Source organism: Sphingomonas sp. (assembly GCF_023266535.1).
In the GTDB taxonomy this organism is placed as follows: domain Bacteria; phylum Pseudomonadota; class Alphaproteobacteria; order Sphingomonadales; family Sphingomonadaceae; genus Sphingomicrobium.
In genome coordinates this window covers 1-26,849 of sequence record NZ_JAHFPY010000005.1, presented here as the reverse complement: position 1 = coordinate 26,849, position 26,849 = coordinate 1, and the positions used below count along the sequence as shown (strand labels likewise).

At 64.1% G+C, this 26,849-nt stretch carries 28 protein-coding genes; 1 reads left to right on the top strand and 27 read right to left on the bottom strand.

The window, feature by feature from the left end; translation table 11 throughout:
• Positions 1–25: 25 nt before the first annotated feature.
• Positions 26–1,231: a hypothetical protein gene (locus Q0C64_RS01250; RefSeq protein WP_294120256.1), complete on the bottom strand. Its 1,206-nt coding sequence runs from the start codon at positions 1,229–1,231 to the stop codon at positions 26–28.
• A gap of 125 nt (positions 1,232–1,356) precedes the next feature.
• Here Q0C64_RS01250 and Q0C64_RS01245 point away from each other — a divergent pair, with 125 nt between their 5' ends.
• A complete protein-coding gene (locus Q0C64_RS01245; RefSeq protein WP_294120255.1) occupies positions 1,357–3,669 on the top strand; it encodes a hypothetical protein in 2,313 nt (770 codons plus the stop codon).
• A gap of 133 nt (positions 3,670–3,802) precedes the next feature.
• Here the strand turns inward: Q0C64_RS01245 and Q0C64_RS01240 are convergent, their stop codons facing one another.
• From Q0C64_RS01240 to ndhC, 26 genes are all read right to left on the bottom strand, one after another.
• Positions 3,803–4,063: a DUF1467 family protein gene (locus tag Q0C64_RS01240; protein WP_294120254.1), complete on the bottom strand. Its 261-nt coding sequence runs from the start codon at positions 4,061–4,063 to the stop codon at positions 3,803–3,805.
• Positions 4,060–5,700, bottom strand: a complete 1,641-nt coding sequence (locus Q0C64_RS01235) for a ribonuclease J (RefSeq protein WP_294120253.1) — start codon at positions 5,698–5,700, stop codon at positions 4,060–4,062. Before Q0C64_RS01235 ends, Q0C64_RS01240 begins: the two co-directional genes overlap by 4 nt.
• Positions 5,697–6,473, bottom strand: coding sequence for a type III pantothenate kinase (locus tag Q0C64_RS01230; RefSeq protein WP_294120252.1), 777 nt, complete (start codon positions 6,471–6,473; stop codon positions 5,697–5,699). The genes Q0C64_RS01235 and Q0C64_RS01230 overlap by 4 nt, the downstream gene beginning before the upstream one ends.
• 8 nt (positions 6,474–6,481) lie before the next feature.
• The gene (locus Q0C64_RS01225; protein WP_294120251.1) at positions 6,482–6,814 is read right to left on the bottom strand and encodes a DHCW motif cupin fold protein; all 333 of its coding nucleotides are present in this window, start codon (positions 6,812–6,814) and stop codon (positions 6,482–6,484) included.
• A 79-nt stretch (positions 6,815–6,893) separates the two neighbouring features.
• A complete protein-coding gene (locus tag Q0C64_RS01220) occupies positions 6,894–7,568 on the bottom strand; it encodes a biotin--[acetyl-CoA-carboxylase] ligase (RefSeq protein WP_294120294.1) in 675 nt (224 codons plus the stop codon).
• An 11-nt stretch (positions 7,569–7,579) separates the two neighbouring features.
• The gene (gene nuoN / locus Q0C64_RS01215; protein ID WP_294120250.1) at positions 7,580–9,016 is read right to left on the bottom strand and encodes an NADH-quinone oxidoreductase subunit NuoN; all 1,437 of its coding nucleotides are present in this window, start codon (positions 9,014–9,016) and stop codon (positions 7,580–7,582) included.
• Entirely contained in the window at positions 9,016–10,539 is a 1,524-nt protein-coding gene (locus Q0C64_RS01210; protein WP_294120249.1) for an NADH-quinone oxidoreductase subunit M, read from the bottom strand. Before Q0C64_RS01210 ends, nuoN begins: the two co-directional genes overlap by 1 nt.
• Entirely contained in the window at positions 10,536–12,587 is a 2,052-nt protein-coding gene (gene nuoL, locus Q0C64_RS01205) for an NADH-quinone oxidoreductase subunit L (RefSeq protein ID WP_294120293.1), read from the bottom strand. Before nuoL ends, Q0C64_RS01210 begins: the two co-directional genes overlap by 4 nt.
• 157 nt (positions 12,588–12,744) lie before the next feature.
• A complete protein-coding gene (gene nuoK, locus Q0C64_RS01200) occupies positions 12,745–13,050 on the bottom strand; it encodes an NADH-quinone oxidoreductase subunit NuoK (RefSeq protein ID WP_249914499.1) in 306 nt (101 codons plus the stop codon).
• Complete coding sequence (locus tag Q0C64_RS01195) at positions 13,047–13,652, bottom strand: NADH-quinone oxidoreductase subunit J (protein ID WP_294120248.1); 606 nt, start codon at positions 13,650–13,652, stop codon at positions 13,047–13,049. The genes nuoK and Q0C64_RS01195 overlap by 4 nt, the downstream gene beginning before the upstream one ends.
• A gap of 181 nt (positions 13,653–13,833) precedes the next feature.
• Positions 13,834–14,316 carry an NADH-quinone oxidoreductase subunit NuoI gene (gene nuoI, locus Q0C64_RS01190; protein WP_294120247.1) on the bottom strand — a complete coding sequence of 161 codons (483 nt, stop codon included), beginning with the start codon at positions 14,314–14,316 and terminating at the stop codon, positions 13,834–13,836.
• 4 nt (positions 14,317–14,320) lie between these two features.
• The gene (locus tag Q0C64_RS01185) at positions 14,321–15,178 is read right to left on the bottom strand and encodes a hypothetical protein (protein ID WP_294120246.1); all 858 of its coding nucleotides are present in this window, start codon (positions 15,176–15,178) and stop codon (positions 14,321–14,323) included.
• A complete protein-coding gene (gene nuoH / locus Q0C64_RS01180) occupies positions 15,175–16,227 on the bottom strand; it encodes an NADH-quinone oxidoreductase subunit NuoH (RefSeq protein WP_294120245.1) in 1,053 nt (350 codons plus the stop codon). Before nuoH ends, Q0C64_RS01185 begins: the two co-directional genes overlap by 4 nt.
• Positions 16,228–16,390: 163 nt before the next feature.
• The gene (gene nuoG, locus Q0C64_RS01175) at positions 16,391–18,397 is read right to left on the bottom strand and encodes an NADH-quinone oxidoreductase subunit NuoG (RefSeq protein ID WP_294120244.1); all 2,007 of its coding nucleotides are present in this window, start codon (positions 18,395–18,397) and stop codon (positions 16,391–16,393) included.
• Positions 18,390–18,809, bottom strand: coding sequence for a hypothetical protein (locus Q0C64_RS01170; RefSeq protein WP_294120243.1), 420 nt, complete (start codon positions 18,807–18,809; stop codon positions 18,390–18,392). Before Q0C64_RS01170 ends, nuoG begins: the two co-directional genes overlap by 8 nt.
• A gap of 110 nt (positions 18,810–18,919) precedes the next feature.
• The gene (locus Q0C64_RS01165) at positions 18,920–19,366 is read right to left on the bottom strand and encodes a hypothetical protein (protein ID WP_294120241.1); all 447 of its coding nucleotides are present in this window, start codon (positions 19,364–19,366) and stop codon (positions 18,920–18,922) included.
• On the bottom strand, positions 19,363–20,193 hold the full coding sequence (locus Q0C64_RS01160) for a hypothetical protein (RefSeq protein ID WP_294120240.1): 831 nt from the start codon (positions 20,191–20,193) through the stop codon (positions 19,363–19,365). The genes Q0C64_RS01165 and Q0C64_RS01160 overlap by 4 nt, the downstream gene beginning before the upstream one ends.
• Positions 20,193–21,500, bottom strand: a complete 1,308-nt coding sequence (nuoF, locus tag Q0C64_RS01155) for an NADH-quinone oxidoreductase subunit NuoF (RefSeq protein WP_294120236.1) — start codon at positions 21,498–21,500, stop codon at positions 20,193–20,195. Before nuoF ends, Q0C64_RS01160 begins: the two co-directional genes overlap by 1 nt.
• Positions 21,497–21,649, bottom strand: a complete 153-nt coding sequence (locus tag Q0C64_RS01150; protein WP_294120234.1) for a hypothetical protein — start codon at positions 21,647–21,649, stop codon at positions 21,497–21,499. The genes nuoF and Q0C64_RS01150 overlap by 4 nt, the downstream gene beginning before the upstream one ends.
• A gap of 133 nt (positions 21,650–21,782) precedes the next feature.
• Complete coding sequence (locus tag Q0C64_RS01145) at positions 21,783–22,448, bottom strand: NAD(P)H-dependent oxidoreductase subunit E (RefSeq protein WP_294120233.1); 666 nt, start codon at positions 22,446–22,448, stop codon at positions 21,783–21,785.
• Complete coding sequence (locus tag Q0C64_RS01140; RefSeq protein ID WP_294120231.1) at positions 22,441–22,719, bottom strand: hypothetical protein; 279 nt, start codon at positions 22,717–22,719, stop codon at positions 22,441–22,443. Before Q0C64_RS01140 ends, Q0C64_RS01145 begins: the two co-directional genes overlap by 8 nt.
• Complete coding sequence (locus Q0C64_RS01135) at positions 22,719–23,279, bottom strand: hypothetical protein (RefSeq protein WP_294120229.1); 561 nt, start codon at positions 23,277–23,279, stop codon at positions 22,719–22,721. Before Q0C64_RS01135 ends, Q0C64_RS01140 begins: the two co-directional genes overlap by 1 nt.
• Positions 23,276–24,517 (bottom strand): NADH-quinone oxidoreductase subunit D, encoded by a 1,242-nt coding sequence (locus Q0C64_RS01130; RefSeq protein WP_294120227.1) that lies wholly within the window; start codon positions 24,515–24,517, stop codon positions 23,276–23,278. Before Q0C64_RS01130 ends, Q0C64_RS01135 begins: the two co-directional genes overlap by 4 nt.
• Before the next feature lie 106 nt (positions 24,518–24,623).
• Positions 24,624–25,334, bottom strand: a complete 711-nt coding sequence (locus Q0C64_RS01125; RefSeq protein ID WP_294120226.1) for an NADH-quinone oxidoreductase subunit C — start codon at positions 25,332–25,334, stop codon at positions 24,624–24,626.
• Positions 25,335–25,839: 505 nt separating this feature from the next.
• On the bottom strand, positions 25,840–26,385 hold the full coding sequence (locus tag Q0C64_RS01120) for an NADH-quinone oxidoreductase subunit B family protein (RefSeq protein ID WP_366004085.1): 546 nt from the start codon (positions 26,383–26,385) through the stop codon (positions 25,840–25,842).
• A gap of 26 nt (positions 26,386–26,411) precedes the next feature.
• Positions 26,412–26,789, bottom strand: a complete 378-nt coding sequence (ndhC, locus tag Q0C64_RS01115; RefSeq protein ID WP_294120291.1) for an NADH-quinone oxidoreductase subunit A — start codon at positions 26,787–26,789, stop codon at positions 26,412–26,414.
• Between the last annotated feature and the right edge of the window lie 60 nt (positions 26,790–26,849).

The window sequence follows — 26,849 nt, the reverse complement described above, 5'->3', positions numbered from 1 at the left end:
TAGAACGGAACGGGTTAACGCGCGGTCAATTATGAGGCGCTGTTTCCACCGCATGGCGGAAGTGCTGGGCGGTGAAGAAACTGGTTGCCGCATAGAGGGCGACCAGCGTCAGATAGAGGTTCCACCAGCCGCCCACCGCAAAGGGCAGCGCGAGCCAGATCGCGTTGCGGCGCGCAAATTGCCATTCGATGGCCGGGATCGGGCGTCCATTGCGTTCGATGCGCCCGGCCTCGCCAAAGGCCGCCGCAGTGAGCGCCGCCATCATCGCGCCCCAGCCCGAGCCATGCCGGGCCTCGAACCACCCCAGCGCCAGCAAGGCCAGTCCCGCTGCCGGCCAAAGCAAGCGGCGCGACAGCATCGACGGGCTGAGCGGCCGCAGCCGGAGTGTTGCCAAGCGCTGCGCTACCAGGTCGAACGGCGTCGACAGAAACAGCAGGCCGAGCGCCGCCAAATGCCAGCCGCGGCTGAAGCAGAAGGCGCCGGCAATGGTCATGACCAATGCCGCCATGACCAGCCAGGACGGACGCACGCCCGTTTCCATCAGCTTTTCCGTCGCGACTTCCTCGACCACCGGCAGGAAGTAGCGAGCGACCGCATCCTCGCGCGCCGTCCGGGAGGCGACCAGCAACCGCCGTTCGAAGCCGGCCATTGCCCCCTCGTCGATGGTCAGGAACGGGCCGCGCCCGTCGCCGGGATTGGACGGGACCAGCCGCGCCCCGGCCTGGACCGCGCGGCGCAGCAGCGTCGACTGCAGGTCCCAGTCGCCGAGCATTGCCGCCGTCGCGCCGAGCATGTTGGAATCGACCCTGGCCAGGCCGGCCCAGCGATTGTGACCGTCGATCCGCTCAAACGCCTCATGGACTTCGTCGTCGGGGACGGTGACGATCGCGCCGTCGCTTTCTTCCAGCAGCAGCTCGAGGTCGCCCATGTCTGGCGCCACGCCGTCGGCCAGCAGGATCAGCTGGCTGCCCGCCTCGAACCGGCTGGCGGCCTCATTGCCATCGCTGACCGGCACTACGGCGATGCCCTCGCCCCGGAGCCGTTCGAATGCCTCGTTGAGCGCCGGCGGCACGCGCTCGACCAGCACGGTCAGCGGCGCGGCGCCTGCGGCGGCGAGGCAGCGCACCTGATATTCGATCAACGTGCGACCGGCGAGCGGAAGCAGGGCGCGCAAGGCCCCCGCATCATCCTCCTGATAGGCCCCGATCAAGGCGCCGAGCGCCATGGTCACCCTCGCGTTCCGGTAATTCCCCCCTGAAGCCACCATGCATAGGGCAGCGTGTGTCCCAATTTCCAGTGGCGACTGTGCCCTTTTGTCGCTTTCGCATGTCTACAAAGGTGGTAAACTCCCCGATCATGAGCACCAATCCATATCGCGCCCAGGGCAATCGCTATGCCGAGGACCAGGAAATTCCGATCCCGGTGATCGAAGGCGAAGAGATCCACTCGGAGCCAAGCTTCAGCCGCATGGATTGGGCCGAAATCCGCGACGTCCATGGCGTCGCCAGCGAAGGCGGCCGGATGGTGCTCGGTTGGGCCCTTGGCATCCTCGCCTTGCTATGGACCGGCTACACCGCCTGGTCGGCCGGCCGGGTCCTTGCCGAAGAGCCGCTGACCAGCCCAGCCGTTGCCCAATGGGTGGCGATCCTCGCCGGTCCGCTGGCGCTGATGGGGCTGGTGTGGCTGATGTTCGGCCGCACCCGCCGCAAGGAAGCCGAGAAATTCACCCGTTCGGTCATCGCGATGCGCAAGGAAGCGCGCTCGCTGCAGGACATATTGGCGGCGCTGTCGCACCAGATTAGCGAAAATCATCGCACGCTCGGCGTCATGGCAGGCGATCTGATGGGCCTGGGCGACCAGGCCGCGACCCGGCTGGGAGCGATCACCGCGGACCTCAATCGCGGGTCGCAGTCACTCGCCGAACATGGCGCAGCGCTGGACCGGGCAGCGGAATCGGCGCGGACCGATATTGGCGTGCTGCTCACCGACCTGCCCCAGGCCGAGGAAAGCACCCGGCGGATGGCCGAGACGCTGCGCACCGCGGGTCAAACAGCGATCGAACAGGCCGGCGGCTTCGGGACCCAGGTCTCCAGCCTGTCGGCGCACGCGCAGCAGGCCGATTCGATCGTTCGCGAAGCGTCGGAGCGGTTGCTCGCCAGCCTTGCCAATATCGAAGCCGCCGGAGCCGCCGCGAGCCTGCGCGTATCCGAAGCCCGTTCCGAGACCAGCGCCACGGTTGACGCATTGCTGGCCCGCTCGGCCGAAGCGCTGACCGAAATCCGCACCGGCATCGACGCCCAGGCCGCGGCCATTTCGGCGTTGGTCGCCCAGAGCCAGGCCAGCATTGGCCGCGCGGGCATGGATGCATCGGAGCTGCTCGGCGAGCGTCTGACCCATGCCGGCAGCGCGCTCGACAGTTTGACCACCCGGATTGCAGAGCAGGAACGCGCCTCGCAGCGCCTGGTCGCCGATCTCGACAGCGGGCTTGCCGCGCTCGACGAGCGGTTCCTCGACCTCGCCCGTTCTGGCGACGAGCGCGCCAGCCATGTCCAGGCCGCCCTGGGCCGCCTGCGGGGCGAGCTTGAGGGCCTCACCTCGGCGACAGCACTCCACGACAACAGCCTCGACAGCCTCGCCGACCGCTCCGAACGCCTCCGCGAAGGCCTCGACCGGCTTGGCGCGGTGCTGTCCGGCGAGATGACCACGACGCTAAGCGAGGCCGAAGCCGGCGCTGCCCGAATGCTGGCATCGGCCGAGGCCGCGCGGCCCCATGTCGAGCAGATGCGCGATGCCTCGATCGAGGCGCAGAGCCGGATCGAATCCGGCGCATCGATTGTCGAGCACCAGCAAGAGCGGTTGGCGACGCTGATGACGTCGGTCGACCTTGGCGTTCGCCAGGCCGAAGAACGGCTGGCCGAGCTGGGCGCCGCCATCGCCACCGCCAGCGACGAAGCCAGTCGCCTTTCGGGCGAGACCGGCCCGGCGCTGGTTGAGGCGCTGGTTCGGGTCAAGGAAACCGCCGCCCATGCCGCCGAACGCGCCCGCGAGGCGATCGGCAAGGTCATTCCGGAATGCGCCGGCGAACTCAGCGAGCAAACCCGCGCCGCCCTGGAAAAGGCCGTGCGCGACAGCGTCGAGTCCAAGCTTGCCGAGCTCGACCATGTCGCCACCCGGGCGGTCGAAACGGCGCGCGAGGCGTCGGGCCGGCTGACCGCGCAAATGCTGTCGATCGGCCAGAGCGCCGCCGCGCTGGAAGCCCATATCGAACGCAATCGCGAGGCCCAGCTGAAGGACAGCGGCGAGGACTTCGCCCGCCGCGTGTCGCTGCTGATCGACTCGATGCATTCGGCCTCGATCGACGTGCAGAAGATCCTCAGCGACGAGGTCGATGACAAGGCCTGGGCCCATTATCTGAAGGGCAACCGCGGCGTGTTCACGCGGCGCGCGGTCCGGCTGCTCGATGGATCGGAAGGCCGCGGCATTGCCGCCCATTATGAGTCCGATCCGGAGTTCCAGACGGCCGTCAATCACTATGTCCACGACTTTGAAGCAATGCTGCGGCGGGTGCTGGCGGAGCGCGACGGCGGAATGATCGCGGTCACCTTGATGTCGAGCGACATGGGCAAGCTCTACGCCGCGCTGGCGCAGGCGGTGGGGAAAGAGCGTTAAAATTCCTCCCCTGCATTTTGCTGGGGAGGGGAACCATCCGAAGGATGGTGGAGGGGTAAGTGAAGGCATGTCAACCGCCCCTCCACCAGCTACGCTGGTTCCCCTCCCCATCGCTGTGCGATAGGGAGGAAACTCAATTATAGAAGTCGAGATCGTCGACGGTGATCCAGCCGAACTGATAATTGGCGACGTACAGCGCCGTCAGCAGGCAGGCGAGCAGCGCCGCCTTGAGCAAATGCCTCGGCAAATCGAATTTGTGCGGCGCGCTGTCGGCCTGGCCGGGCACGCGCTCTACGCCGACTTCCTCATGCGTCCTCACACCAAACGGCAACAGCAGGAAGGCGGAAAAACAGAAGACCAGGAAGTAGATCGCCAGGACCGAAGTCCACTTCATCGCGCAACCTCGAGCAGCATGACCTCAACCACCGGCTTTTTGCCGGTCCACAGCGTGGCACAGCGGCGCACTGCCAGCCTGACCGCTTCGCGGACTTTCTCGGCGTCACGCGACGGCTCATAGGCGCGGGTCGCGGCGTCGGCGGCGTCGGCGATGAAATCGTCGCGATCTTCCTCGATCGGCACGCCGAACGGCCGCACCAGCACCTTGCCGGCCAGCCGGCCGTCACCACCCACCGGCAGCGCGACCGTGATCAGGCCATTGTAGCCGATTTTGCGGCGCTCGTTGATGGTCACACCGTCGGACGGCAGGATCACGTCGCCGTCGAGCACCAGCCGCCCGACCCTCTCCTCGCCGATCTTCTCCGGCCCGTCCGGCGCCAGGCGGATGAGGTCGCCGTTGCGCTGGACGACCGCGCTCGGAATGCCCTGCTCGAGGCCCAACCGCGCCTGCTCGCGCATGTGGCGGATCTCGCCATGGACCGGCACCAATATCTGCGGGCGGATCCAGCGGTACATTTCCGCCAGCTCGGGCCGGCCGGGGTGGCCGGAGACATGGACATGCGCCTGCCGGTCGGTGACGATCAGCGCGCCGAGGTCGCTGAGCGCGTTCATGATCCGGCCGATGGCAATCTCGTTGCCCGGGATCTGCTTGGACGAGAAGATCACCGTGTCGCCCTCGGCGAGTTTCAATTCGTGCTGGCCGAACGCAATCCGCCCCAGCGCCGCGCGCGGCTCGCCCTGGCCGCCGGTGGCGATGATCAGCAACTCCTGCTTGGGCAGCAGCATCGCCTCATCGAACCGCACCGGCTCGGGGAAATCCTTGAGGTAGCCGGTCGCCTTGGCAACCTTGAGGATGCGCTCGAGGCTGCGGCCGGCGACGCAGACGCGCCGCCCGGTCTCCAGTGCCACCCGGCCGATGGTCTCCAGCCGGGCGGCGTTGGACGCGAAGGTGGTGACCAGCACCCGGCCTTTGGCCTTGGTCACGGCCTCCAGCAGCCCGGCATGGACGCCGGATTCGCTGCCCGATGCCTTGTCCTGGAAGACATTGGTTGAATCGCACACCAGCGCCAGCACGCCGGCATCGCCGATCTCGGTCAGGGTTTCGGTGGAGCTGGGGTGGCCCAGCACCGGCGCTTCGTCGATTTTCCAGTCGCCGGTGTGGAAGATATTGCCGAACGGGGTTTCGATCAGCAGGCCATTCCCTTCGGGGATCGAATGGGCCAGCGGCACATAGGTGATGCGAAATGGGTCTAGATCGATCGACCCGCCGCGCTCGATGACCCGCAAGGCGACCTGCCCGGTCAGCCCCTCTTCCTCCAGCTTGCCGGCGATCAGGCCGGCCGTGAACGGCGTGGCGTAGAGCGGCACCTTTAAATCGGCGGCGAGGTAGGGAAGCGCGCCGATATGGTCCTCATGACCGTGGGTCAGGACGATCCCGACCAGATCGTCCATCCGCTGCTCGATAAATTCCAGATCCGGCAGCACCAGGTCGACGCCCGGATAATCGGAGTCGGCGAAGGTCAGCCCGAGGTCCGCCATCAGCCATTTGCCACGGCAGCCATAGAGGTTGACGTTCATGCCGATCTCGCCTGACCCGCCGAGGGCCAGGAACAGCAGTTCTTCTCCCGGGGTCATCGGCTCGCCCGCGCGGCCAGCAGCGCCAGTCCATGGATGGTGAGGTCGGGCTCGATCGCGTCAAACGCGTCCGTATGCTTGTCGAACAGGACGGCGAGGCCGCCGGTTGCGATGACCGTCACCGGCCGGCCGATCTCGGCCTTCATCCGCGCAACCAATCCTTCGATCATCGCCACATAGCCCCAATAGACGCCGATCAGCATCTGCGTTTCGGTGGTCCGCCCGATGACGCTCTCGTCCTCCGGCTCGGAAATGGCGACGCGCGGCAGCTTGGCTGCCGCCCCGACCAGCGCGTCGAGGCTGAGGTTGATGCCCGGCGCAATGATCCCGCCCTTGTAGGCGCCGGAAAAATCGATCGCGTCGAAGGTCGTCGCCGTGCCGAAATCGATCACGATCAGGTCGCCGGCATGCTTGGCATGGGCGGCGATGGTGTTGAGCGCACGGTCGGCGCCGACGCTTTGTGGCTCCTCGACATCGAGCGCGATCGGCCATTCGGCCCTGCCCTGCCCAGCGACCATCGGCTCAACGTTGAAATATTTCTTCGACAGCACTTCGAGGTTGTGCAGCGCACGCGGCACGACCGTGCCGATGATGACCTGGCTGACGTCGCCCCGGCCATAGCCCTCCAGCTCGAGCAGCTGGTGCAGCCAGACGGCATATTCGTCGCCGGTTCGCCGCGGGTCGGTGGCGATCCGCCAGCGCGTCTTGATCTCCTCCCCGTCGACCAGGGCGAAGACGCAGTTGGTGTTCCCGGCATCGATGGCGAGCAGCATGTCGTTCCTCAATCGACGATAAACAGTTTCGCGCCGCTGGCCGTGACCGAACGGTGCGCGGCGTCGCCAAAGTCCGATACCTGATAGCTCATGCCTGGCTTCAAAAGATATTGGCGGCCGTCGCGCAATTCCGTGGTCAATTCGCCTTCGACCACGAACAAGATGTGGCCGCGATCGCACCAGTGATCGGCGACGTAGCCCGGCGAATATTCCACCATCCGGATGCGGACATCGCCCAGCACCCTGGTCTGCCAATAGGCCATGCCGGTCTCGCCAGGATGCTCGGTCCTGGGCTCGCCTTTCCAGTCGACGGTTTCAAAAGGGCTTGAAGCGAATTTCAACGAGCGGCCTCCCGGGCCTGAATTAAGTGCATCACAGCGGCGAGCCGCATCGCGCCCTAGCCCGAAGCACGGCCAAATGTCACGCCAGCGTGACGTCGCCGGCGCGGATGATGTCGATCATCCCATCGCGCTTCAGCCGCATCGCTCCGTCCGGCTCGATCCCGTCGAAGGTGCCGGAGACGCGCTCGGATGGACTGCTATGAACCTCCAGCGGCGTTCCAATGGGATGCGCCCGGGCCATCCACGCCTGGGCGAACTGCGCCGGCTCGGAAGCCCGCCAGGCGGTCAGCAATTGGGCGAATTTGCCGGCCAGGAGCGGCGCGAAGGCCTGCGGCGAAAACTCCGTGCCCAGCGCGGCAGTCTTGCGGCCTTGTATTTCGGGCGCCCGCGCCAGATTGGCGCCAAAGCCGACGACGATCCGGTCGCCCGACCGTTCGAGCAGGATCCCGGCCAGCTTGGCCTCGGCCAGCATCAGATCGTTGGGCCATTTAAGCGAGGCTGCGATGGCGGGGGCGGCGACATCCACCGCCTCGATCAGCGCCAGCCCCGCGACCAGGGTCAGCGACGGAGCCGGCGGATCGGTTGGGCGCAGTTCGACCAGCGTCGAACCGGTGAAATTGCCATCAATCGATTGCCATGGGCGGCCCTGGCGGCCCTTGCCGCCTTCCTGCCTCAGCGCGACCAGCCAATCGCCTTCGACGGCCGCATCATCCGACAATAATGCGCTGTTGGTCGAACTCAGCCGCTCGACGATGCGGATGCGGCTCAGAACAAGCTTCCCGCGGCGTTGTTGGTCAGCGTCGCGATCGGGTCGATCAGGCCGTAGCCGAGGGGCGAGACGATCAGCGCCGCCAGCAGGATCAGCACGCCCTCAAGGTTGGCCCGCCCCTTGGCGTAGGCCGGACCGCTCGGCGCATCGAAATACATCACCTTGACGATGCGAAGGTAATAGTAGGCGCCAATCACCGTGCCGAGAATGCCGACCACCGCCAGCAGCGTGAAGCCCTCGTTCACTGCGGCCTGGAACACCAATAATTTTGGCCAGAAGCCGAAGAAGGGCGGCAGGCCGGCCAGGCTCCACATGAAGGTCGCCATTGCCGCGGCGAGGCCCGGGCGGGTCTGGGCGAGGCCCGACAGGCTGTCGATCGATTCGACATATTCGCCGTCCTCGTTCCGCATGCGCTGCACGCAGAGGAAGGCGCCGAGCGTCATCACGACATAGACCGCCATGTAGAACAGCACCGCGCTGGCGCCGGCAGTCCCGCCCGCGACCAGGCCGATCAGCGCGAAGCCGACATTGTTGATCGACGAATAGGCCAGCAGCCGCTTGATGTTGGTCTGGCCATAAGCGGCAACGGCGCCGAGGATGATCGAGGCCAGCGCGGCAAAGATCATGATCTGCCGCCATGCGTCGATTGCCGGGCCGAGCGCATCGAGGCAGACGCGGACGCCAAGCAAAACCGCCGCGACCTTGGGCGCCGAGGCGAAGAAGGCGGTAACCGGCGTCGGCGCGCCTTCATAGACGTCCGGCGTCCACATGTGGAACGGTACGGCGCTGATCTTGAACGCCAGGCCGGCGAGCAGGAACACCAGGCCGAATAGCAGGCCGATCGACTGGGTACCTTCGCGGGCGAAGGCCGCCGCCACGCCGTCAAACTGGGCGGTGCCGGTGAAGCCGTAGAGCAGCGAAATGCCGTAGAGCATGATGCCCGACGCCAGCGCGCCAAGGACGAAATATTTGAGGCCGGCCTCGGCCGATCGCTCGTCGGTGCGGCGATAGGAGGCCAGCACATAGGCGGCGAGGCTGTTCAGTTCGACGCCGACGTAGAGCGTGACGAGGCTGGTCGCCGAGACCATCACCGACATGCCGACCGCGGCCATCAGCACCAGCACCGGATATTCGGCGCCATGCTCGAAATCGCGCTCGAACCAGCTGTGGGCCATGACGATCGCCACCGCCGCGCACAGATAGATGATGAGCTTGCCGAGCGCGCCGAACCCGTCGGCGGCGAGCTGGCCGCCGAACAACATCCCGGCATGCTGCGGCGGACCGATCAGCGACACGCAGGCGGCGAGCAGCAGCGCGATCGAGGCCCAGCTGGTCAGCGCGCTGCCGCGCCGGCCGAGGAAGGCCGCGACCATCATCAGCGCGATCGAGCCGATCGTCAGGATAAGTTCGGGAAGGATCGCTGCGAGGTTCATCAATGCGCTTCCGCGTGGATCGGGGTGGCGGCGGGCTTGCCGGCGGTAAGGAGGGCGTCACCCGGTGGCCGGGCGCGCTCGACCCGCTCCAGCAGCCGGCCGACGTCGGCGCGGATCGGCCGCAGGAAGCTCTCCGGATAGACACCCATCCAGAACACCGCGGCGGCGATCGGGCCGAGCAGCCACAGCTCGCGCATGCTGAGGTCGGTCATCGCCGCGGCGTCGGCATGGACCAGCTTGCCGAAGCAGATCCGCCAGTAGAGGTAGAGCATGTAGACGGCGCCGAGGATGATACCGGTGGTCGCCGTGATGCCCGCCCAGCTCGACACCGCATAGGTGCCGACCATCGACAGGAATTCGCCGACGAAGCCGCTGGTGCCGGGAAGGCCGACGCTGGCCATGGTGAAGATCATGAACAGCAGCGCATATTTGGGCATATTGTCGCTAAGGCCGCCGTAGCGCGCGATCTCGCGGGTGTGCAGCCGGTCGTAGATCACGCCGACGCACAGGAACAGCGCGCCCGAGACGAGTCCGTGGCTCAGCATCACTAGCATCGCGCCCTCGATGCCCTGGCGGTTGAAGGTGAACAGGCCGAAGGTGACGAACGCCATGTGCGCCACCGACGAGTAGGCGATCAGCTTCTTCATGTCGGTCTGGGCGAGCGCAATCAGCGAGGTCACCACCAGCGCGATGCCGGAGAGCACATAGACGAACGGAATGAAGGCGTTCGACGCCTCCGGGAACATCGGCAGCGAGAAACGGATGAAGCCATAGCCGCCCATCTTCAGCAGCACGCCAGCCAGGATCACCGAACCCGCTGTCGGCGCCTGGACGTGCGCGTCGGGAAGCCAGGTGTGGACCGGCCACATCGGCATCTTGACCGCGAACGAGGCGAAGAAGGCGAGCCACAGCCACCATTGCAGCGACGGGTCGAAATCATGCGCCATCAGCACCGGGATCGAAGTCGTGCCGGCCTTGAAGATCATCACCAGCATGGCGATCAGCATCAGCACCGACCCGGCCAGCGTGTAGAGGAAGAATTTGTAAGACGCCTTGATCCGCTCGGCGCCGCCCCACACGCCGATGATCAAATACATCGGGATCAGGCCGGCCTCGAAAAAGATGTAGAACAGCAGCAGGTCCTGCGCGGTGAACACGCCGATCATCAGCGACTGCATGATCAGGAAGGCGGCCATATATTCGGGCACGCGCTTCTCGATCGCGCGCCAGCTGGCGCCGATGCAGATCGGCATCAGGAACAGGGTCAGCTCGATCAGCACTAGCGCGATGCCGTCGATGCCCATCGCCCATGAAACGCCGCCGCCGATCTTGTAATGCTCGACGAACTGCCACTGCGCCCCGTCCGGATCGAACGCGGTCCACAGCCACACGCCGATGGCGAGGCTGACCAGCGTGGTGATCAGCGCATTCCAGCGCGCACCATTGGCCGACTGGAACAGGGCGAGGATGCCCGCCACCATCGGCAGCAGGACCAGGATGGAAAGGACGGGCACGCTACTCATCGGATCCACCAAAAGGCCCAGGTGGCGGCGCCGATCAGGCCGAGCAGCATCACCAGGGCGTAGCTATAGACATATCCCGACTGGAACCGCGCGGTGATGCGGTTGCCGACGCCGACCGCATAGGCGGCGCCATGCGGGCCGAAGCGGTCGATGGTCTGCTCGTCGCCGCGTTTCCAGAAGAAACGGCCGAGGGCCATCGCCGGACGAACAAAGATGACGTCGTAGAGCTCGTCGAAATACCATTTGTGCATCAGGAAGCGGTGGAGGTGCGGGAACATGGCGACGAATGCCGCCGGCGCTTCCGGCTTCAATATGTAGTTGCGGTAGGCGATGGCGAGGCCGATCAGCATCACCGCGAACGGCGACCATTTCACCCAGGCCGGCACCTCGTGCATGGCATGCGCCAGATGCTCGCTGAAGGCGACGCTGCCGCGCCAGAACTCCGGCCCGCCCTCGGGCTGGATGAAGCTGTGGTTGAACAGGAAGCCGGAGAACACCGCGCCCACCGCCAGCAGGATCAGCGGGACCAGGATAACCCACGGGCTTTCGTGCGGATGATAGCCGGCGGTGCCTTCGAGCTTGGCGCAGCCATGGTCGTGCGCGCTGTCGGCGTCGGCCGGCATTTCGCCGGCATCCTCGTGAATGTGGTGGACGGCGTGCTGGATATGCTCGCTGCCCGCCCAGCGGGCTTTTCCGTAGAAGGTCAGGAAGATCAGCCGCCACGAGTAGAAGCTGGTCAGCAGCGCCGCGAACACGCCGAGGAAGAAGGCGACATGGCCATGGACCGTGCCGCTGGCGAAGGCGCTCTCGATGATCGCGTCCTTGCTGTGATATCCGGCGAATCCGACCCCGAACAGGCCGACGCCGGTGATCGCCAGCGTGCCGGCGATCATCGTCCAGAACGTCCACGGGATCTCCTTCCGGAGGCCGCCGTAATAACGCATGTCCTGCTCATGGTGCATGGCGTGGATCACGCTGCCCGCACCCAGGAACAGCAGCGCCTTGAAGAAGGCGTGGGTGAACAGGTGGAACATCGCCGCGCCATAGGCGCCGACGCCGGCGGCGAAGAACATGTAGCCGAGCTGCGAGCAGGTCGAATAGGCGATCACGCGCTTGATGTCGTTCTGCACCGTGCCGACGGTGGCAGCGAAGATCGCCGTGGCGGCACCGACATAGGTCACCACCATCGTCGCCGTATGGCTGGTCTCGAACATCGGCGACAGGCGGCAGACCATGAACACGCCGGCGGTGACCATGGTCGCGGCGTGGATCAGCGCGCTGACCGGGGTCGGGCCCTCCATCGCGTCCGGAAGCCAGGTGTGGAGGCCCAGCTGGGCCGACTTGCCGCAGGCGCCGACGAACAGCAGCAGGCACAGCAGGGTCATGGTGTCGACCCTGAGGCCGGCAAAGCCAATCGTCGATCCGGCCATGCCCGGCGCGGCGGCGAGGATCGCCGGGATGGAGACGGTGCCGAACACCAGGAAGGTGCCGAAAATGCCTAGCGAGAAGCCGAAATCGCCGACGCGGTTGACCACGAACGCCTTCAGCGCCGCCGCATTGGCCGAGGGCTTATGGTACCAGAATCCGATCAGCAGGTAGGAGGCGAGGCCGACGCCTTCCCAGCCGAAGAACATCTGCACCAGGCTGTCGGCGGTGACCAGCATCAGCATGGCGAAGCTGAACAGCGAGAGGTAGGCGAAGAAGCGAGGCTGGCTCGGATCTTCCTCCATATAGCCCCAGCTGTAGAGGTGGACGAGGCTCGACACGGTCGTCACCACCACCAGCATCACCGCGGTCAGCGTGTCGACGCGCAGCGCCCAGTCGACGTTCATCGCGCCGGAGCGGATCCATTCAAACACCGGCACGACCGCAGGCTCGCCATGACCGGCGACGTAGCTCAGGAAGATCGGCCAGCTCAGCACCGCACCGATCATCAGCGCGCCGGTGGTGACCACTTTCGATGCGGTCTTGCCGATGACGCGGCCGCCCAGCCCGGCGACGATCGCGGCGAGCAACGGCAGGAAAACGATGAAGATTACCGGATGCATCATGCCCGAACCTGTTCCCCGGCGAAGGCCGGGGTCCAGTCATCGCAACACCGGCTCAATGCCGGTGGCGGCGATTTCTTGTGCGCGGCCGCGCAAAATGGCCCTTCGGGCGTCTGGGCCCCGGCCTTCGCCGGGGAACTAAAAAGGAAAATCCGCATCAGCCGCGCATCCGGTTGACGTCGTCGACCGCGATCGAGCCGCGGCGACGGAAGAAAATGACAAGGATGGCGAGGCCGATGGCGGCCTCGGCAGCGGCGACGGTCAGCACGAACATGGCAAACACCTGGCCGGTCAAATCGCCGAGGAAGGCGCTGAACGCCACCAGGTTGATGTTCACCGCCAGCAGGATCAGCTCGATCGCCATCAGCATCAAGATGATGTTGCGGCGATTCAAAAAGATGCCGAGCACGCCCAATGTGAACAGGATCGCGGCGACGGCGAGATAATGGGTTAGGCCAATCACAGCTTCACCCCCCCGCCCACCGGCGGTTGCTCAAGCTTGATCGCCTCGTCCGGGCGGCGGTCGACCTGGCGCGCGACATTCTGCCCGCGAACATCGCCGCGGCTGCGGTGGGTCAGCACGATCGCGCCGATCATCGCCACCAGCAGGATCAGGCCGGCGATTTCGAACGGGAACAGGAAGCGGGTGTAGAGCAGCTCGCCGATCGCCTGGATATTGGGTTGGGTGGTGGCCGCGGGCTGGACACCACCGGTCACCGGGCCGGCCTTCCACGCGGATACGGCGACGACCATCTCGGCGAGAAGGACGAGCGCCACGAGGAGCCCGAACGGCAAATTCCTGGTGAAGCCCGACCGCAGTTGCGCGAAGTCGATGTTGAGCATCATGACGATGAACAGGAACAGCACCGCCACCGCGCCGACGTAGACGATTACCAGCAGCATCGCGATGAACTCGGCGCCGAGGATCAGCATCAGGCCGGCGGCGTTGAAGAAGGCCAGGATCAGCCACAGCACGCTGTGGACCGGGTTGCGCGCAAAAATCACCGCCACCGCCGAAGCGATGGTCAGCGTCGCGAACAGGTAAAAGGCAAGGACGGTGATCATTCCACGTCACTCCCGCGAAGCGGGAAATTATTGCTCACGCAGAGACGCAGAGACGCAGAGAGGAAAGGCGCGGCATCTCTGCGCCTCTGCGCCTCTGCGCGAAATATCTTTGATCCCAGCTTTCGCTGGGATGATGAAAATGGGGTCACCGATGGTCCCTGTTTGAACAAGTTCGCCGCCCCTATCTATACGCCGCATCGGCGGCAAGGTTGGCGGCGATCGCCTGCTCCCAGCGGTCGCCATTCTCGAGCAGCTTGGCCTTGTCGTAGAGCAATTCCTCGCGCGTTTCGGTGGCGAATTCCAGGTTCGGCCCCTCGACGATGGCGTCGACCGGGCAGGCCTCGGCGCACAGCCCGCAATAGATGCACTTCACCATGTCGATGTCGTAGCGGGTGGTGCGGCGGCTGCCGTCCTCGCGCGGCTCGGCCTCGATGGTGATCGCCTGCGCCGGGCAGATCGCTTCGCACAACTTGCAGGCGATGCAGCGCTCTTCGCCGTTCGGGTAGCGGCGCAGCGCATGCTCGCCGCGGAAGCGGGGCGACTGCGGCGTCTTTTCGAACGGATAGTTGATCGTCGCCTTGGGCTTGAAGAAATATTTGAGCGTCAGGGCGTGCGCCTTGACGAACTCCCACAGCGTGAAGGCCTTGATGGTGCGCGCAATCATGATCCTAAGCCCTCGGAAGAGTACCAGGAGGCACCGGATCGCAGGATCCGTAACCTATCAGCGTGTAGGTTTTGCCATTCCAAGTGGAAACTGAGACATCTTGCTGAATTCCCCCACCTGTCTCCTCTAGCCTGAGTCCAATTCCCACCTGATCTGCCGAATTCTTTGTTTGGGCAGAACCGTTCATTTGGAATACTCCACGGGCGCCCTTGAAGCCCTCTTTCCGGAGCGCCGCTGTGGTCTTGCCATTGAGTTCAAGGGGGCCAAAGTGCCACCGGTCCGATTGGGCCTCGCGCACCACAATCCTCAGTTTGTCATATGACCACCAAGTCACAGCTATCGGGAGATCAAACAGACCGCCATCAGGCCTGACCAGCGTACAATTGGCTACCCAACTCGCGTCAACTGGCTTCTTGTTTTCGCCAGCGAGACGCACCCACCAGAGACTGCCATGCTGCTCCAGTTCGACCTCGCTTGGCGGTGAAACCGTTACGGCCGACCGATCAGATACACAAACCCCTCGCAAAACCGTTTGTCGATATGGAAATGACCGGCCTAAATCCTTGATGATGCGGACTGTCCTAGGACGCTCTGCCCCTTCGAAGTTGCTTAACTCTACAAGTTGGTCGCCCGTTGGCGCCTTGACGCGCAAGCGAATATCTGACGGAAGCTTCAATCTTTCGAACACGCGCGGTTGGGCATCCGTTCCTGGGAGGCCCCGCGCATCGATTGCGTCGCCGGCGGCATTAACGACGATCGAGAACTTGATAGCAGTTCGGCCGTTATCGACCGCCGTGCAGTTCCAAAGCGGCGGCGCTGGAGGCAGTGCTGTCGCTGACAATAGGGTCATCAGCATGCTCATGCCGGCACTCCATAGCGGGTCCACATCAGCCAGCCGCTGATCAGCGCGACGAACAGCAGCGACAGCGGCAGGAAGATTTTCCAGCCGAGCCGCATCAGCTGGTCATAGCGGTACCTCGGAACGGTCGCTTTCACCCAGCCGAAGACGAAGAAGAAGAAGCACATCTTGCCCAGCAGCCAGAGGATGCCGGGAATGTAATAGAGCGGCGCCCAGTCGATCGGCGGCAGGAACCCGCCCCAGAACAGGATGGCGTTGAGCGCGCACATCAGGATGACGTTGGCATATTCGCCAAGCCAGAACAGCGCGAAGCTCATCGACGAATATTCGGTCTGGTGACCGGCGACGAGCTCGCTCTCCGCCTCGACCAGGTCGAACGGGGTGCGGAAGGTCTCGGCCATGGCGCTGATCAGGAACACGATCGCCATCGGGAATAGCAAGGGATTGAACCCGAATCCGTTGAGGATTCCCAGTACATTGCCCTTCTGCGCCATGACGATCCCGGTCAGGTTGAAGGTGCCGGCGTAGAGCACGACGCAGATCAGCACGAAGCCGATCGAGACTTCGTAGCTGACCATCTGCGCCGCGGCGCGGAGCGCGGAGAAGAATGGGTACTTCGAATTGGACGCCCAGCCGGCGATGATCACGCCGTAGACGCCGAGGCTGCTCGCCGCGAGGATGTAGAGCAGGCCGACATTGATGTCGGTCAGCACCACGCCGACGTCGAACGGCACCACGGCCCAGACGATCAGCGCGACGGTGAAGGTGATGATCGGCGCGATCAGGAACAGCCCCTTGTTGGCGCTCGACGGGATGATGGTTTCCTTCAGGAACACCTTGAGTCCGTCGGCGAAGCTTTGCAGCAGGCCCCACGGACCGACCACGTTCGGCCCGCGGCGGAGCGCGATCGCCGCCCAGATCTTGCGCTCGGCATAGATGATCATCGCCACCGCCAGCATCAGCGGCAGGGCGATGACGAGGATCAGGATCAGATTGGCGACGAACCAGCCGCCATCCGGCCCCAGCCAAGTCTGTTGGAACCAGGCCGTCATTGGGCGGTGCTCATGCGAATGACATCCACAACATCGCTATTGTCGTAGCAACGAGGATCAACATGATCACGGGCAAGAACGAATTGGGCCAGCGCCTTTGTGCAAAAATGCCAAGCGTCGCTACCGCCGCTGCAATCACTATGTTCCAAGGAATCTCCATAGGTCACTCCGCCGCCTCCGCATATTCATGGCCATGGACCAGCTCTTCGGAGCAGCGGCGCATGGTCGGGCTGGCGCGGCAGATCGCGTTGGTCAGGTAGAAATCCTTGATCGGATAGCCGATGGGGCCGCTGGCCTTGGCATCCAGCTTGGGCGGCGCCCATTTCATGTCGATGATGCCGTCGATACCGAGTTCGGGGACGTCGGCGATCATCGCGCTACGCAGCTGGTCGAAGCGGTCGAACGGCAGCGGCTTGCCGATCAGGTCGCTGAGCGCCCGCAGGATCGTCCAATCCTCGCGCGCGTCGCCCGGCGCGAATGCGGCGCGTTCGCTCCGCTGCACGCGGCCCTCGATGTTGACGTAGGTGCCATGCTTTTCGGCATAGGTCGCGCCCGGCAACACCAGGTCGGCATTGGCCGCGCCCTTGTCGCCGTGGTGGCCGATATAGACCTTGAAAGCGTTCTTGAACTTGTCGGCCGGCACTTCGTCCGCGCCCAAGAGGATCACCAGCTCGGGCTTGGCCTTCTCGATGTCGGCGAGGCCGCCCTTCTGCGCATAGCCGAGCAGCAGGCTCGCCATCCGCGCTGCCGCGATGTGCAGCACGTTGAAGCCGTTCCAGCCATCCTTGATGAAGGGCTTGGACGCCGCCAGCGCCGCGCCCAGCGCGCCCCTAGCGAGCGCGCCCGGACCGACGATCAGCACCGGCTTTGCCGCGCCCTTGATCGCGTCCGCCGTAGCCTTGGGCAGCTTGCCGATCAGCGCCAGATCGTCGCCCAGCCACTCGACCGGATAGGCCAGGTCGACCTCCGGCCCGATCGCGAACACCTTGGCGCCGCGCCGCACCGCCTTGCGGATGCGGGTGTTGACCAGCGGCGCTTCCCAGCGGGTGTTCGACCCGACCAGCAGCACGACATCGGCGTTCTCGATCTCGGCGATGGGCGTGTTGAACCGCACCGCGGCGAGGCTCGTCACATCATAGTCGAGCCCGGTCTGCCGCCCTTCGAGCAGGCTCGAGCCCGCGCCCGCCAGCAGCGCCTTGGCCGCATACATCGTCTCGGCGTCGAGCAGGTCGCCGGCGATCGCCGCGACCTTCTTGCCGGCCTTCTTGAACTGCTTGGCGAAGGTCTCGAGCGCGTCGCCCCAGCTCGCTTCCTTGAGCTTGCCCTTGCCGTCGCGCACCCACGGCCGGTCGAGCCGGTTCCGCACCAGCGCGTCCACATGGTGACGCGTCTTGTCGTGGGCCCATTCCTCGTTCACCGCATCGTTGATGCGCGGCAGGATGCGCATCACCTGGCGCTGGCGGACGTCCATGCGGATGTTGGTGCCGAGCGCGTCCATCACGTCGATGCCGGGGACCTTGCGCAGCTCCCACGGCCGCGCCTCGAAGCTGTAGGGCTTGCTGAGCAGCGCGCCGACCGGGCACAGGTCGACCAAATTGCCGGCCAGCTCCGACGTGAACGCCTTTTCCAGGTAGGTGGTGATCTGCGCGTCCTCGCCGCGGAACAGCATCCCGATTTCCGGCGTCCCCGCCACTTCCTCTGCGAAGCGGGCGCAGCGGGTGCACTGGATGCAGCGGGTCATCGAGGTCTTGACGATCGGCCCGAAATATTTGTCGTCGACCGCGCGCTTATTCTCGTCGTAGCGCGAATGGCCGCGGCCATATTGCATGGCCTGGTCCTGCAGGTCGCACTCGCCGCCCTGGTCGCAGATCGGGCAATCGAGCGGGTGGTTGATGAGCAGGAACTCCATCACCCCTTCGCGCGCCTTCTTGACCATCGGCGTGTCGGTCTTGATCGCCTGGCCTTCCTGCGCCGGCAGCGCGCAGCTCGCCTGCGGCTTGGGCGGCCCCGGCGCGACCTCGACCAGGCACATGCGGCAGTTGCCGGCGATGCTGAGCCGCTCGTGGTAGCAGAAGCGCGGGATTTCCTTGCCGGCCAGCTCGCACGCCTGCAGCACGGTCGCGCCCTGCGGGACCTCGATCTCAACGCCGTCGACGGTGACTTTAGGCATGCGGCATTCTCGTGATCATCATTTGAAGCATGCGGAAACGAAGGTTGGCATTGCCAGCGACAACATCGAATATCTTCGAGTTGCACGTGCCTGAACCTGTCCCAACCAAAGTCCGCAATTCATCCGTTGACTGAGCAGCTTTAGCGACGGCCTTTTCGCTACGCTTTCCGAGCGTCTCGATTTTCACTTTCGCTTCCGGGGTTAGATTGTTGAAAAGGCAGTCGGCAAGAAGGTTCATTCGCATTTCAGCAACGCGCATCCCCGCATCAATGGCCGCTTGTGGGTTGTTCGCGTACCCCCGATAAGGACCCTGGAAGCAAGGATGATCCAATTGGAAGCGGACGCTTCCCGGGCCGTCGTCTGCCATCATTGCAAAGAATATTTCGTCCGCCTTTGCCGGATCTTTCTGCACGATGCATTCTGCCAGGGACTGGTCCTTATTTCCCGCAGCCGTTTGTGCAGACGCGGGCAAGGAGGCTGAGGCTGTCGCAGTACACGCGATTAGGATGAGCAAAGCGCTTCTCACTCCGCTGCCTCCTGCACGCCTGCGTGGCGCTCGGCGATGCGGCGCTCGTTCGCCAAGGCGAAATAGCGATAGGCAAGCAAAGCGGCGGACAAGCCAACTCCAGTCCATCTGACAATTTGGTTTGAAGCGAGCCCGGCACGCCACGTTGCGACAGCAACTGCAGAAGGCACCGCTAGCAAGAAAACATTGGTCAGCAGGGGCTGTGAAATCTGGAAGTCCTTGATTTCCTTGGCGGTAAAATCGTTCAACAGCGAAGATGCACTAGCAACGCGCCTGCCCATTGAGCTACCCGCCAGAAAGCTGGCGCAATAATAAAGCAGGGCAACAGACAATTCCTTCGCCGCGACCAGCGCTGCGACAGCGCCCAACAGCTCGAACGGCAAGGAAATCAGGTTTTTGCGCAGCAAATAGCGCCGAACGGCAAGGTTAAGAGGCTGGCTCACTTCGCCGTTCCTTGTGCTGCAACCTGCGGCGACGCCGCCCGCGGCGCATGGGCCAGCCGATAGTAGTTCATGGCGATGGTGCCGCGCAGCGTTGACTTGTTGAACGACAAGTCCTGACCCGCGGCCAGGCAACCGTCAAAAGCCGGCATCAGCCCCTTGAGCGCTACGTCTTCCTTCGGCGTTTCTGCGTCGGACATCAGCAGGGCGTAGCTGTTCGCCGGGTCGGCGCGAACTACGCATTCCCCGAAGTGCGCCACATAGATGGTTGCAACCCGCTTTTGCCTATTTTCAGCCAGTTCTTTCAATTCAGACTGCTTGGCCTTGCGGCCGGGCCTTGGCGCATATTCAGATTCATCAAGCACCGGCTGAACAATAGGGCCGGCGTCCTTCAATGATGGCGACGCGCCGGCAAATTCCCGCCGAACCAGCGCGTCAGCAAGCGCGTAGCGCATTGTGTCCCCAGGGAAACGCATCTCCGAGCCAAAGCTCGCGGAAGCAGTCAGCAGACACCAACTGTCGCCGACTTTGGGCAAAATCCGACGCAAAGCCCCTGATTCAAACCACGGCGTGATAACAAACTCCCGCGCGGCCGCCGGCTGCTTTTTCACAACGCATTCGCCGTATTCCGCCTGAACCTTGCGCGTCTTGTCCGCGTCCCACACGTTGACAACCGCGCGCTTCGACAGACGCGACCCAGTTTCAAACTCTCGCCGAACCGGCTCGTCCGCATCAGGACCGCCGGCAACGCCAATCTCTCGCCGGACCGGCCCCCCCGGGGCGGGAATGCCGGTAGGAGCTTGAAGGAGCGCAAGACTGAGGGACAGCATCACTCCGCCGCCTCCTGCACGCCTGCGTGACGCTCGGCGATGCGGCGCTCGAGCTCGGGGCGATAATGGCGGATCAGGCCCTGGATCGGCCAGGCGGCGGCGTCGCCCAGCGCGCAGATGGTGTGGCCCTCGACCTGCTTGGTGACGTCGTACAGCCGGTCGATATCGCCGACATGGGCATCGCCCTCGCGTAGCCGCTCCATCGTCCGCCACATCCAGCCGGTGCCCTCGCGGCAGGGCGTGCACTGGCCGCAGCTCTCATGCTTGTAGAAATAGCTGATGCGGCTGATCGCGCGGACGATGTCGGTCGACTTGTCCATCACGATCACCGCCGCGGTGCCGAGGCCCGAGCCCAGTTCCTTGAGCCCGTCAAAATCCATCGGCGCGTCCATGATCTGCTCGGCCGGGACCAACGGCACCGACGATCCGCCGGGGATCACGGCAAGGAGATTGTCCCAGCCGCCGCGGATGCCGCCGGCATGCTTGTCGATCAGCTCGCGGAACGGGATCGACATGGCTTCCTCGACCACGCACGGGCAGTTCACATGGCCGCTGATCTGGAACAGCTTGGTGCCCTCGTTCTTGGGCCGCCCGAAGCTAGCGAACCAGGCCGCGCCGCGCCTGAGGATGGTCGGCACCACCGCGATGCTCTCGACATTGTTGACCGTGGTCGGGCAGCCGTAGAGGCCGGCGCCGGCCGGGAACGGCGGCTTCAGCCGCGGCTGGCCGGTCTTGCCCTCCAGGCTTTCCAGCATCGCCGTTTCTTCGCCGCAAATGTAGGCGCCGGCGCCGCGGTGGACGAACACGTCGAAGTCGTAGCCTGAACCGACCGCATTCTTGCCGAGCAGGCCGGCGTCATAGGCTTCGGCGACCGCTTTCCGGAGCGCCTCGGTTTCGACGATGAACTCGCCGCGGACATAGATGTAGGCGGCGCGGCAGCGCATGGCGAAACCGGCGATCAGCGCGCCCTCGACCAGCTTCTGCGGGTCGTGGCGCAAAATTTCGCGGTCCTTGCAACTGCCCGGCTCGGATTCGTCGGCGTTGATCACCAGGAAATTGGGGCGCCCGGCGGTCGGCTCCTTGGGCATGAAGCTCCACTTCATGCCGGTCGGGAAGCCCGCGCCGCCGCGGCCGCGCAGGCCTGATGCCTTGACGATCTCGATGATCGGATCCTGGCCGATCTTCATCAGGTCGGCGGTCTTGTCCCAGTCGCCGCGCTGCATCGCCGACTTCAGGTCCGCGCCCTGGAAGCCGTAGAGGTTGGTGAAGATCCGGTCCTTGTCGGTGAGGGAGGTGATCCCGCTCATTGCTTGGGCCCCTCAAGCAGCTTGACCCCGCCGTAGATGACGAGACCGGCGATCGCGACGCCGACCAGCAGGCCAAGAATGGCGCCGATGATCTTGATGGCGATCAGGATGATGACGATCGCCACGACGGCTTTGAGGATGTCCTTCATCTTCCCTCTCCCTCGTGGGGAGAGGGCAGGGTGAGGGGGTTCGACGGCCGAGAGTGCCCGCAGTCGCAGAGCCCCCTCACCTCAATCCTCTCCCCGCCGGGGAGAGGAGGCTTGGTTGCATCTCTCACCACCATCACCATTGCCCCCGATAGTCGTAATTGCGCTCGGCCATCTTCTTGAGCGTGGTCGGGCCGCTTGTCGGACAGCTGGTCTTGCGGTCGACCTGCGGGCCGATCTTGGGCTGCTGCCCATTGGCCAGCGCGTCGAGAATCGCCTTCATGCTGTCCTCGGTCAGGTCCTCATAATTGTCGTCGTTGATCTGGACCATCGGCGCATTGGCGCAGGCGCCGAGACATTCGACCTCGGTCAAAGTGAACAGCCCGTCGGCGGTGGTGTGGCCCTTCTTCAGGCCCCGCTTATAGCAAGCGGAAAGCACGTCGTCGGACCCGCGCAGCATGCAGGGCGTGGTGCCGCACACCTGGACGTGGAATTTGCCGACCGGCGCAAGATTGAACATGGTGTAGAAGCTGGCGACCTCCATCGCCCGGACTGGCGGCATATCCAGCTCGCGCGCGACAAATTCGATCACCGGGATCGGCAGCCAGCCCTGGGTGCCGGTCATCGCGCCGACCTGGCGCTGGGCAAGGTCGAGGAACGGGATCGACGCCGACATCTGCCGGCCCGCCGGGTAGCGGGCGACGATTTCCTTGGCCTGCTTGGCGTTGGCCTCGGTCCAGGCAAAGTCGCCCCACTCGGCGCGAAGCTCGAGCGTGTCGGGGGCGAAAGCGCGCTCAGCCATTGGCAACCTCGGAATTTTGAAGCCGAACGGTTCGGCGACGCAAAATGCGCGGGTTCATCCATCCCCACCACAAAGCGTTGAAGGCGCAACTGACGTAGACCGCAGGCTTGCCGGTCAGGATCGCCAGTTCGGGAAGCGTAATGAAACCCGCCCACGATGCGAAGCTGAGCCCGAGCCAGATCGCGCCCAGGATCGTAATCGGCCGGCGATAGCGCTCGGCGAATGAATCGACGGCGTCGATGGTGCGATCGATCAGGGAGCGCTCAGCCATTAGTTGCTGCCCTTCATTCGCGCGTAAGCGTCCATAGAAACGTAGCGATGGAAAGGAACCGACAGCGGCTCCATCGCATCAATGCCCTTGATCCTGCCATGATCAAACCAAACGGTGAGCGATAGCTCCGGGCTTTCCCGAAACTTCAGCAGCTGGGCCAGCGGAGCATCTTCATCGACACGGCATACCCAAGACAGCTGCGCCCAATCTGACCCTTCCTCTATGGAAAAGGGGCCCAAGCAGCTCTTCGTGGCAGCCTGAATGACTCCAGCTGTGAAAGGTGCCTTTTTCAGCTCATGATCAACGAAATAGATGAGATTCAACTCAGCCTTCGGCGTAAGGAAGCCCTTGAATCCCTGTCCATTCCCTTGGTTTGCAGCCGCAAATGCCTGCTTTACCTTTTGAAACAGGGGACCTCCTGACTCATCGAGTGCGCCAGCTTCAGCGACCGTAGCGACGATCTTCGGTCTATTGTTCGCCGGGCTGGATTGCACCTGAGCCGAAGCAACACCACCGAAGGCGACTGCTGACACGAATATCGTTGTGAATGTCCACCTCACCGGTCGACCTCCCCGAAGACGACGTCGATGGCGCTCAGCACCGCGGTGGTGTCGGCGAGCATGTGGCCTTTCATCATGAAATCCATGGCCTGGAGGTGCGAGAAGCCGGTCGGGCGGATCTTGCAGCGATAGGGTTTGTTGGTGCCGTCGGCGACCAAATAGACGCCAAACTCGCCCTTTGGGCTTTCGGTCGCGACATAAACCTCGCCGGCGGGGACGTGATAGCCCTCGGTGTAGAGCTTGAAGTGATGGATCAGCGCCTCCATCGACTGCTTCATCTCGGCGCGCTTGGGCGGGAACACCTTGCGGTCCATCGTGCCGATCGGACCCGACGGCATTTCCTTCAGGCACTGGCGCATGATCTTGGCCGACTGCCGCACTTCTTCGACCCGGACCATGAAGCGGTCGTAGCAGTCGCCGCGCGTGCCGACCGGAATGTCGAACTCCATCCGGTCATAGACATCATAAGGCTGTGACTTGCGCAGGTCCCAGGGGATGCCAGCGGCGCGGATCATCGGGCCGGAGAAGCCCCAGGCCAGCGAATCTTCCTTGCTGACGATGCCGATGTCGACGTTGCGCTGCTTGAAGATGCGGTTGTCGGCGACCAGCGAAATCGCGTCTTCGAAGATGTGCAGGCGCGTGTCGAGCCACTCGCTCATGTCGGCCAGCACGCTCTCCGGAATGTCCTGGTGAACCCCGCCGACGCGGAAATAATTGGCGTGCATCCGCGCGCCCGACACCCGCTCGTAGAATTGCAGCGTGTCTTCGCGCACTTCGAACAACCACAGGTTGGGCGTCATCGCGCCGACGTCCATGATGTGGCTGCCAAGGTTGAGCATATGGTTGGAGATGCGGGTCAGCTCGGCCATCAGCACGCGGATGTACTGCGCGCGAAGCGGCACCTCGAGGCCCATCAGCTTCTCGACGGCGAGGACGTACGAGTGCTCCATGCACATCGGCGAGCAGTAATCGAGCCGGTCGAAGTAGGGCAGCGCCTGGGCGTAGGTCCGATATTCGATCAGTTTCTCGGTGCCGCGGTGGAGCAGGCCGATGTGCGGATCGACCCGCTCGACGATCTCCCCGTCCAGCTCCATGATCAGCCTGAGCACGCCATGCGCGGCCGGATGCTGCGGGCCGAAATTGATCGTGTAATTGCTGATCGTCTCGTCGCCGGCGGTCGGCTTGGGACCGGTCTGCTGGCTGGGCGCGCCAACCATGATGTCGAGGGTTTCGCTCATAACCCGTTCTCCTGCGAAGGCAGGAGCCTAGACCGCTGCCGATAGGCAGCGCCTCCGGCGCTGGACTGGGTCCCTGCCTTCGCAGGGGAACAGGACAGAACGACGCTCACTTCTTCACCTTCTTGGCCGGAGCCTTTTTCCTGGGCGCAGCTTTCTTCGCCTCGACCTTGGGTGCGCTGGCTGGTGGCGGCGCCGCCGGCGGTGGCGGCGGAGCGACAGCCTTCTCATCGCCCGGCAGGCGATAGTCCGGCCCTTCCCAAGGCATCAGGAAGTCGAAATTGCGGAAGTCCTGCGGCAGCTCGACCGGCTCATACACGACCCGCTTTTCGGCCTCGGAATAGCGCAGCTCGACATAGCCGGTCTGCGGGAAATCCTTGCGCAGCGGATAGCCCTCAAACCCGTAGTCGGTGAGGATACGGCGGAGGTCGGCATTGCCGGCGAAAGTCACGCCGTAGAGGTCGAACACTTCGCGCTCGAGCCAGCCGGCCACCGGCCACAGCGAGGTAACGCTCGGCACCGGCGTATCCTCGTCGGTCGCGACCTTGATGCGGACGCGGTGGTTATGGGTCACCGACAGCAAATGATAATTGACCTCGAACCGCTCGGGCCGCTCGGGATAGTCGACCCCGGCGATCTCCATCAGCTGCTGGTAGCCGAACTTGTCGCGGGCGATGCGGCAGGCCTCGACCAGCCCATCGCGGGTGACGGTGACGGTCAGCTCCTCGACCGCGTCCTTGGCGGCGACAAACGCAGCGCCAATCGCCGCGCGATAGGCGTCTGCGAAGCCCTCGCGGGTCCGGATCACGGGGACGGTCATTCAACTAAGACCTTCACGGAGTCGCAGAATTGTTCTGCCAGCCTCAGGGCGTCAGCACGCTCAGGTGCCGGAATGGGGCTAGAATGGTCCTCCCCAGCAACTACCAGTACCGGGCCTCCGGAACCCAGATCAACTCCCACGACACAAACCATGAAATCGGGAGAGAATGTTACGGACCGGAAAGCAGGATGACCACTAACGGATATTTGTCTGACATCCTTGATCTCATTGTCATCTTGAGCGCTGGCCAGAAGATCAGCGTAAGTTGCTGCCCTTTGCTCATCGATGGGAGATGGGAAGCCGCGTGAGGCGGTAAATACCATTCCTCCATGACTGCAAATTAGGATCTGAGCGTTGCCCTTTTGCTTAGTCTCCACATCAGTGCAGGGGAATTCGGCTGAGAATGACCCATCAGGCGCAGTGACCGGCTTCGCCGCAAATGGCTCGTCAGCGAATGCTAGGCTGCTGCATACGACTGCACACACAAACAAGACGTGTAGAAGCTTCACCGGTCGATCGTCCCCTCGCGGCGGATTTTCCGCTGCAGCTGCATGATGCCGTAGAGCAAGGCCTCGGCGGTCGGCGGGCAGCCGGGAACATAGATGTCGACCGGCACGATGCGGTCGCAACCGCGCACCACCGAATAGCTATAGTGATAATAGCCACCGCCGTTGGCGCAGCTGCCCATCGAGATGACGTAGCGCGGCTCCGACATCTGGTCGTAAACCTTGCGCAGTGCAGTCGCCATCTTGTTGCACAGCGTCCCGGCGACAATCATCACGTCCGACTGCCGAGGCGAGGCGCGCGGTGCGGCGCCGAACCGTTCGAGGTCGTAGCGCGGCATGTTGACGTGGATCATCTCGACCGCGCAGCAGGCGAGGCCGAAGGTCATCCACCACAGCGAACCGGTCCGCGCCCAGGTGAACAAATCCTCGGTCGTGGTGACGAGGAAGCCCTTCTCGTCCAGCTGCTTGCGCATCTCGAGGAACTTGCTCTCCTCGACGCTGCCCGGAACGAGACCCGCCGCGCGGGCGACTTCTTCCTCGGTAATGTTGGGATTGTCGCGGGGACTGAGCATCACTCCCATTCGAGCGCTCCCTTGTTCCACGCATAGGCGAGGCCAAGCGCAAGCTCGGCGAGGAAGATCATCATCGCGATCCAGCCGGTCCAGCCGGTGCCCATCAGGCTGACCGCCCAGGGGTAGAGGAAGGCCGCTTCGAGATCGAATACGATGAACAGGATCGCGACCAGGTAGAAGCGCACGTCGAACTGGGCGCGGCTATCCTCGAAGGCGGGGAAGCCGCACTCATATTCGCTCAGTTTCTCCGCGTCGGGCTTGTGCGTGCCGGTCAGGCGGCTGACCAGCATCGGCAGCACGACGAACGCCGTCGACAGCGCCAGCGCGACGGCGAGAAACAGGAGGATCGGCAGATATCCGGCAGCAACGCTGGCCAAGAGAGGACTCCCGAAGGGGTTACTAGGTTGGCGGCGCTTTAGGACGCCGCCTTGCGTCGA

Bases quoted from the DNA above. Each gene is read 5' to 3' on its own strand.
- Q0C64_RS01245 (WP_294120255.1), top strand. From the start codon at position 1,357: ATGAGCACCAATCCATATCGCGCCCAGGGCAATCGCTATGCCGAGGAC.
- Q0C64_RS01240 (WP_294120254.1), bottom strand. From the start codon at position 4,063: ATGAAGTGGACTTCGGTCCTGGCGATCTACTTCCTGGTCTTCTGTTTT.
- Q0C64_RS01235 (WP_294120253.1), bottom strand. From the start codon at position 5,700: ATGACCCCGGGAGAAGAACTGCTGTTCCTGGCCCTCGGCGGGTCAGGC.
- Q0C64_RS01230 (WP_294120252.1), bottom strand. From the start codon at position 6,473: ATGCTGCTCGCCATCGATGCCGGGAACACCAACTGCGTCTTCGCCCTG.
- nuoN (WP_294120250.1), bottom strand. From the start codon at position 9,016: ATGAACCTCGCAGCGATCCTTCCCGAACTTATCCTGACGATCGGCTCG.
- Q0C64_RS01210 (WP_294120249.1), bottom strand. From the start codon at position 10,539: ATGAGTAGCGTGCCCGTCCTTTCCATCCTGGTCCTGCTGCCGATGGTG.
- nuoL (WP_294120293.1), bottom strand. From the start codon at position 12,587: ATGCATCCGGTAATCTTCATCGTTTTCCTGCCGTTGCTCGCCGCGATC.
- Q0C64_RS01195 (WP_294120248.1), bottom strand. From the start codon at position 13,652: ATGATCACCGTCCTTGCCTTTTACCTGTTCGCGACGCTGACCATCGCT.
- nuoI (WP_294120247.1), bottom strand. From the start codon at position 14,316: ATGATTGCGCGCACCATCAAGGCCTTCACGCTGTGGGAGTTCGTCAAG.
- Q0C64_RS01185 (WP_294120246.1), bottom strand. From the start codon at position 15,178: ATGAGCATGCTGATGACCCTATTGTCAGCGACAGCACTGCCTCCAGCG.
- nuoH (WP_294120245.1), bottom strand. From the start codon at position 16,227: ATGACGGCCTGGTTCCAACAGACTTGGCTGGGGCCGGATGGCGGCTGG.
- nuoG (WP_294120244.1), bottom strand. From the start codon at position 18,397: ATGCCTAAAGTCACCGTCGACGGCGTTGAGATCGAGGTCCCGCAGGGC.
- Q0C64_RS01160 (WP_294120240.1), bottom strand. From the start codon at position 20,193: ATGCTGTCCCTCAGTCTTGCGCTCCTTCAAGCTCCTACCGGCATTCCC.
- nuoF (WP_294120236.1), bottom strand. From the start codon at position 21,500: ATGAGCGGGATCACCTCCCTCACCGACAAGGACCGGATCTTCACCAAC.
- Q0C64_RS01150 (WP_294120234.1), bottom strand. From the start codon at position 21,649: ATGAAGGACATCCTCAAAGCCGTCGTGGCGATCGTCATCATCCTGATC.
- Q0C64_RS01145 (WP_294120233.1), bottom strand. From the start codon at position 22,448: ATGGCTGAGCGCGCTTTCGCCCCCGACACGCTCGAGCTTCGCGCCGAG.
- Q0C64_RS01140 (WP_294120231.1), bottom strand. From the start codon at position 22,719: ATGGCTGAGCGCTCCCTGATCGATCGCACCATCGACGCCGTCGATTCA.
- Q0C64_RS01130 (WP_294120227.1), bottom strand. From the start codon at position 24,517: ATGAGCGAAACCCTCGACATCATGGTTGGCGCGCCCAGCCAGCAGACC.
- Q0C64_RS01125 (WP_294120226.1), bottom strand. From the start codon at position 25,334: ATGACCGTCCCCGTGATCCGGACCCGCGAGGGCTTCGCAGACGCCTAT.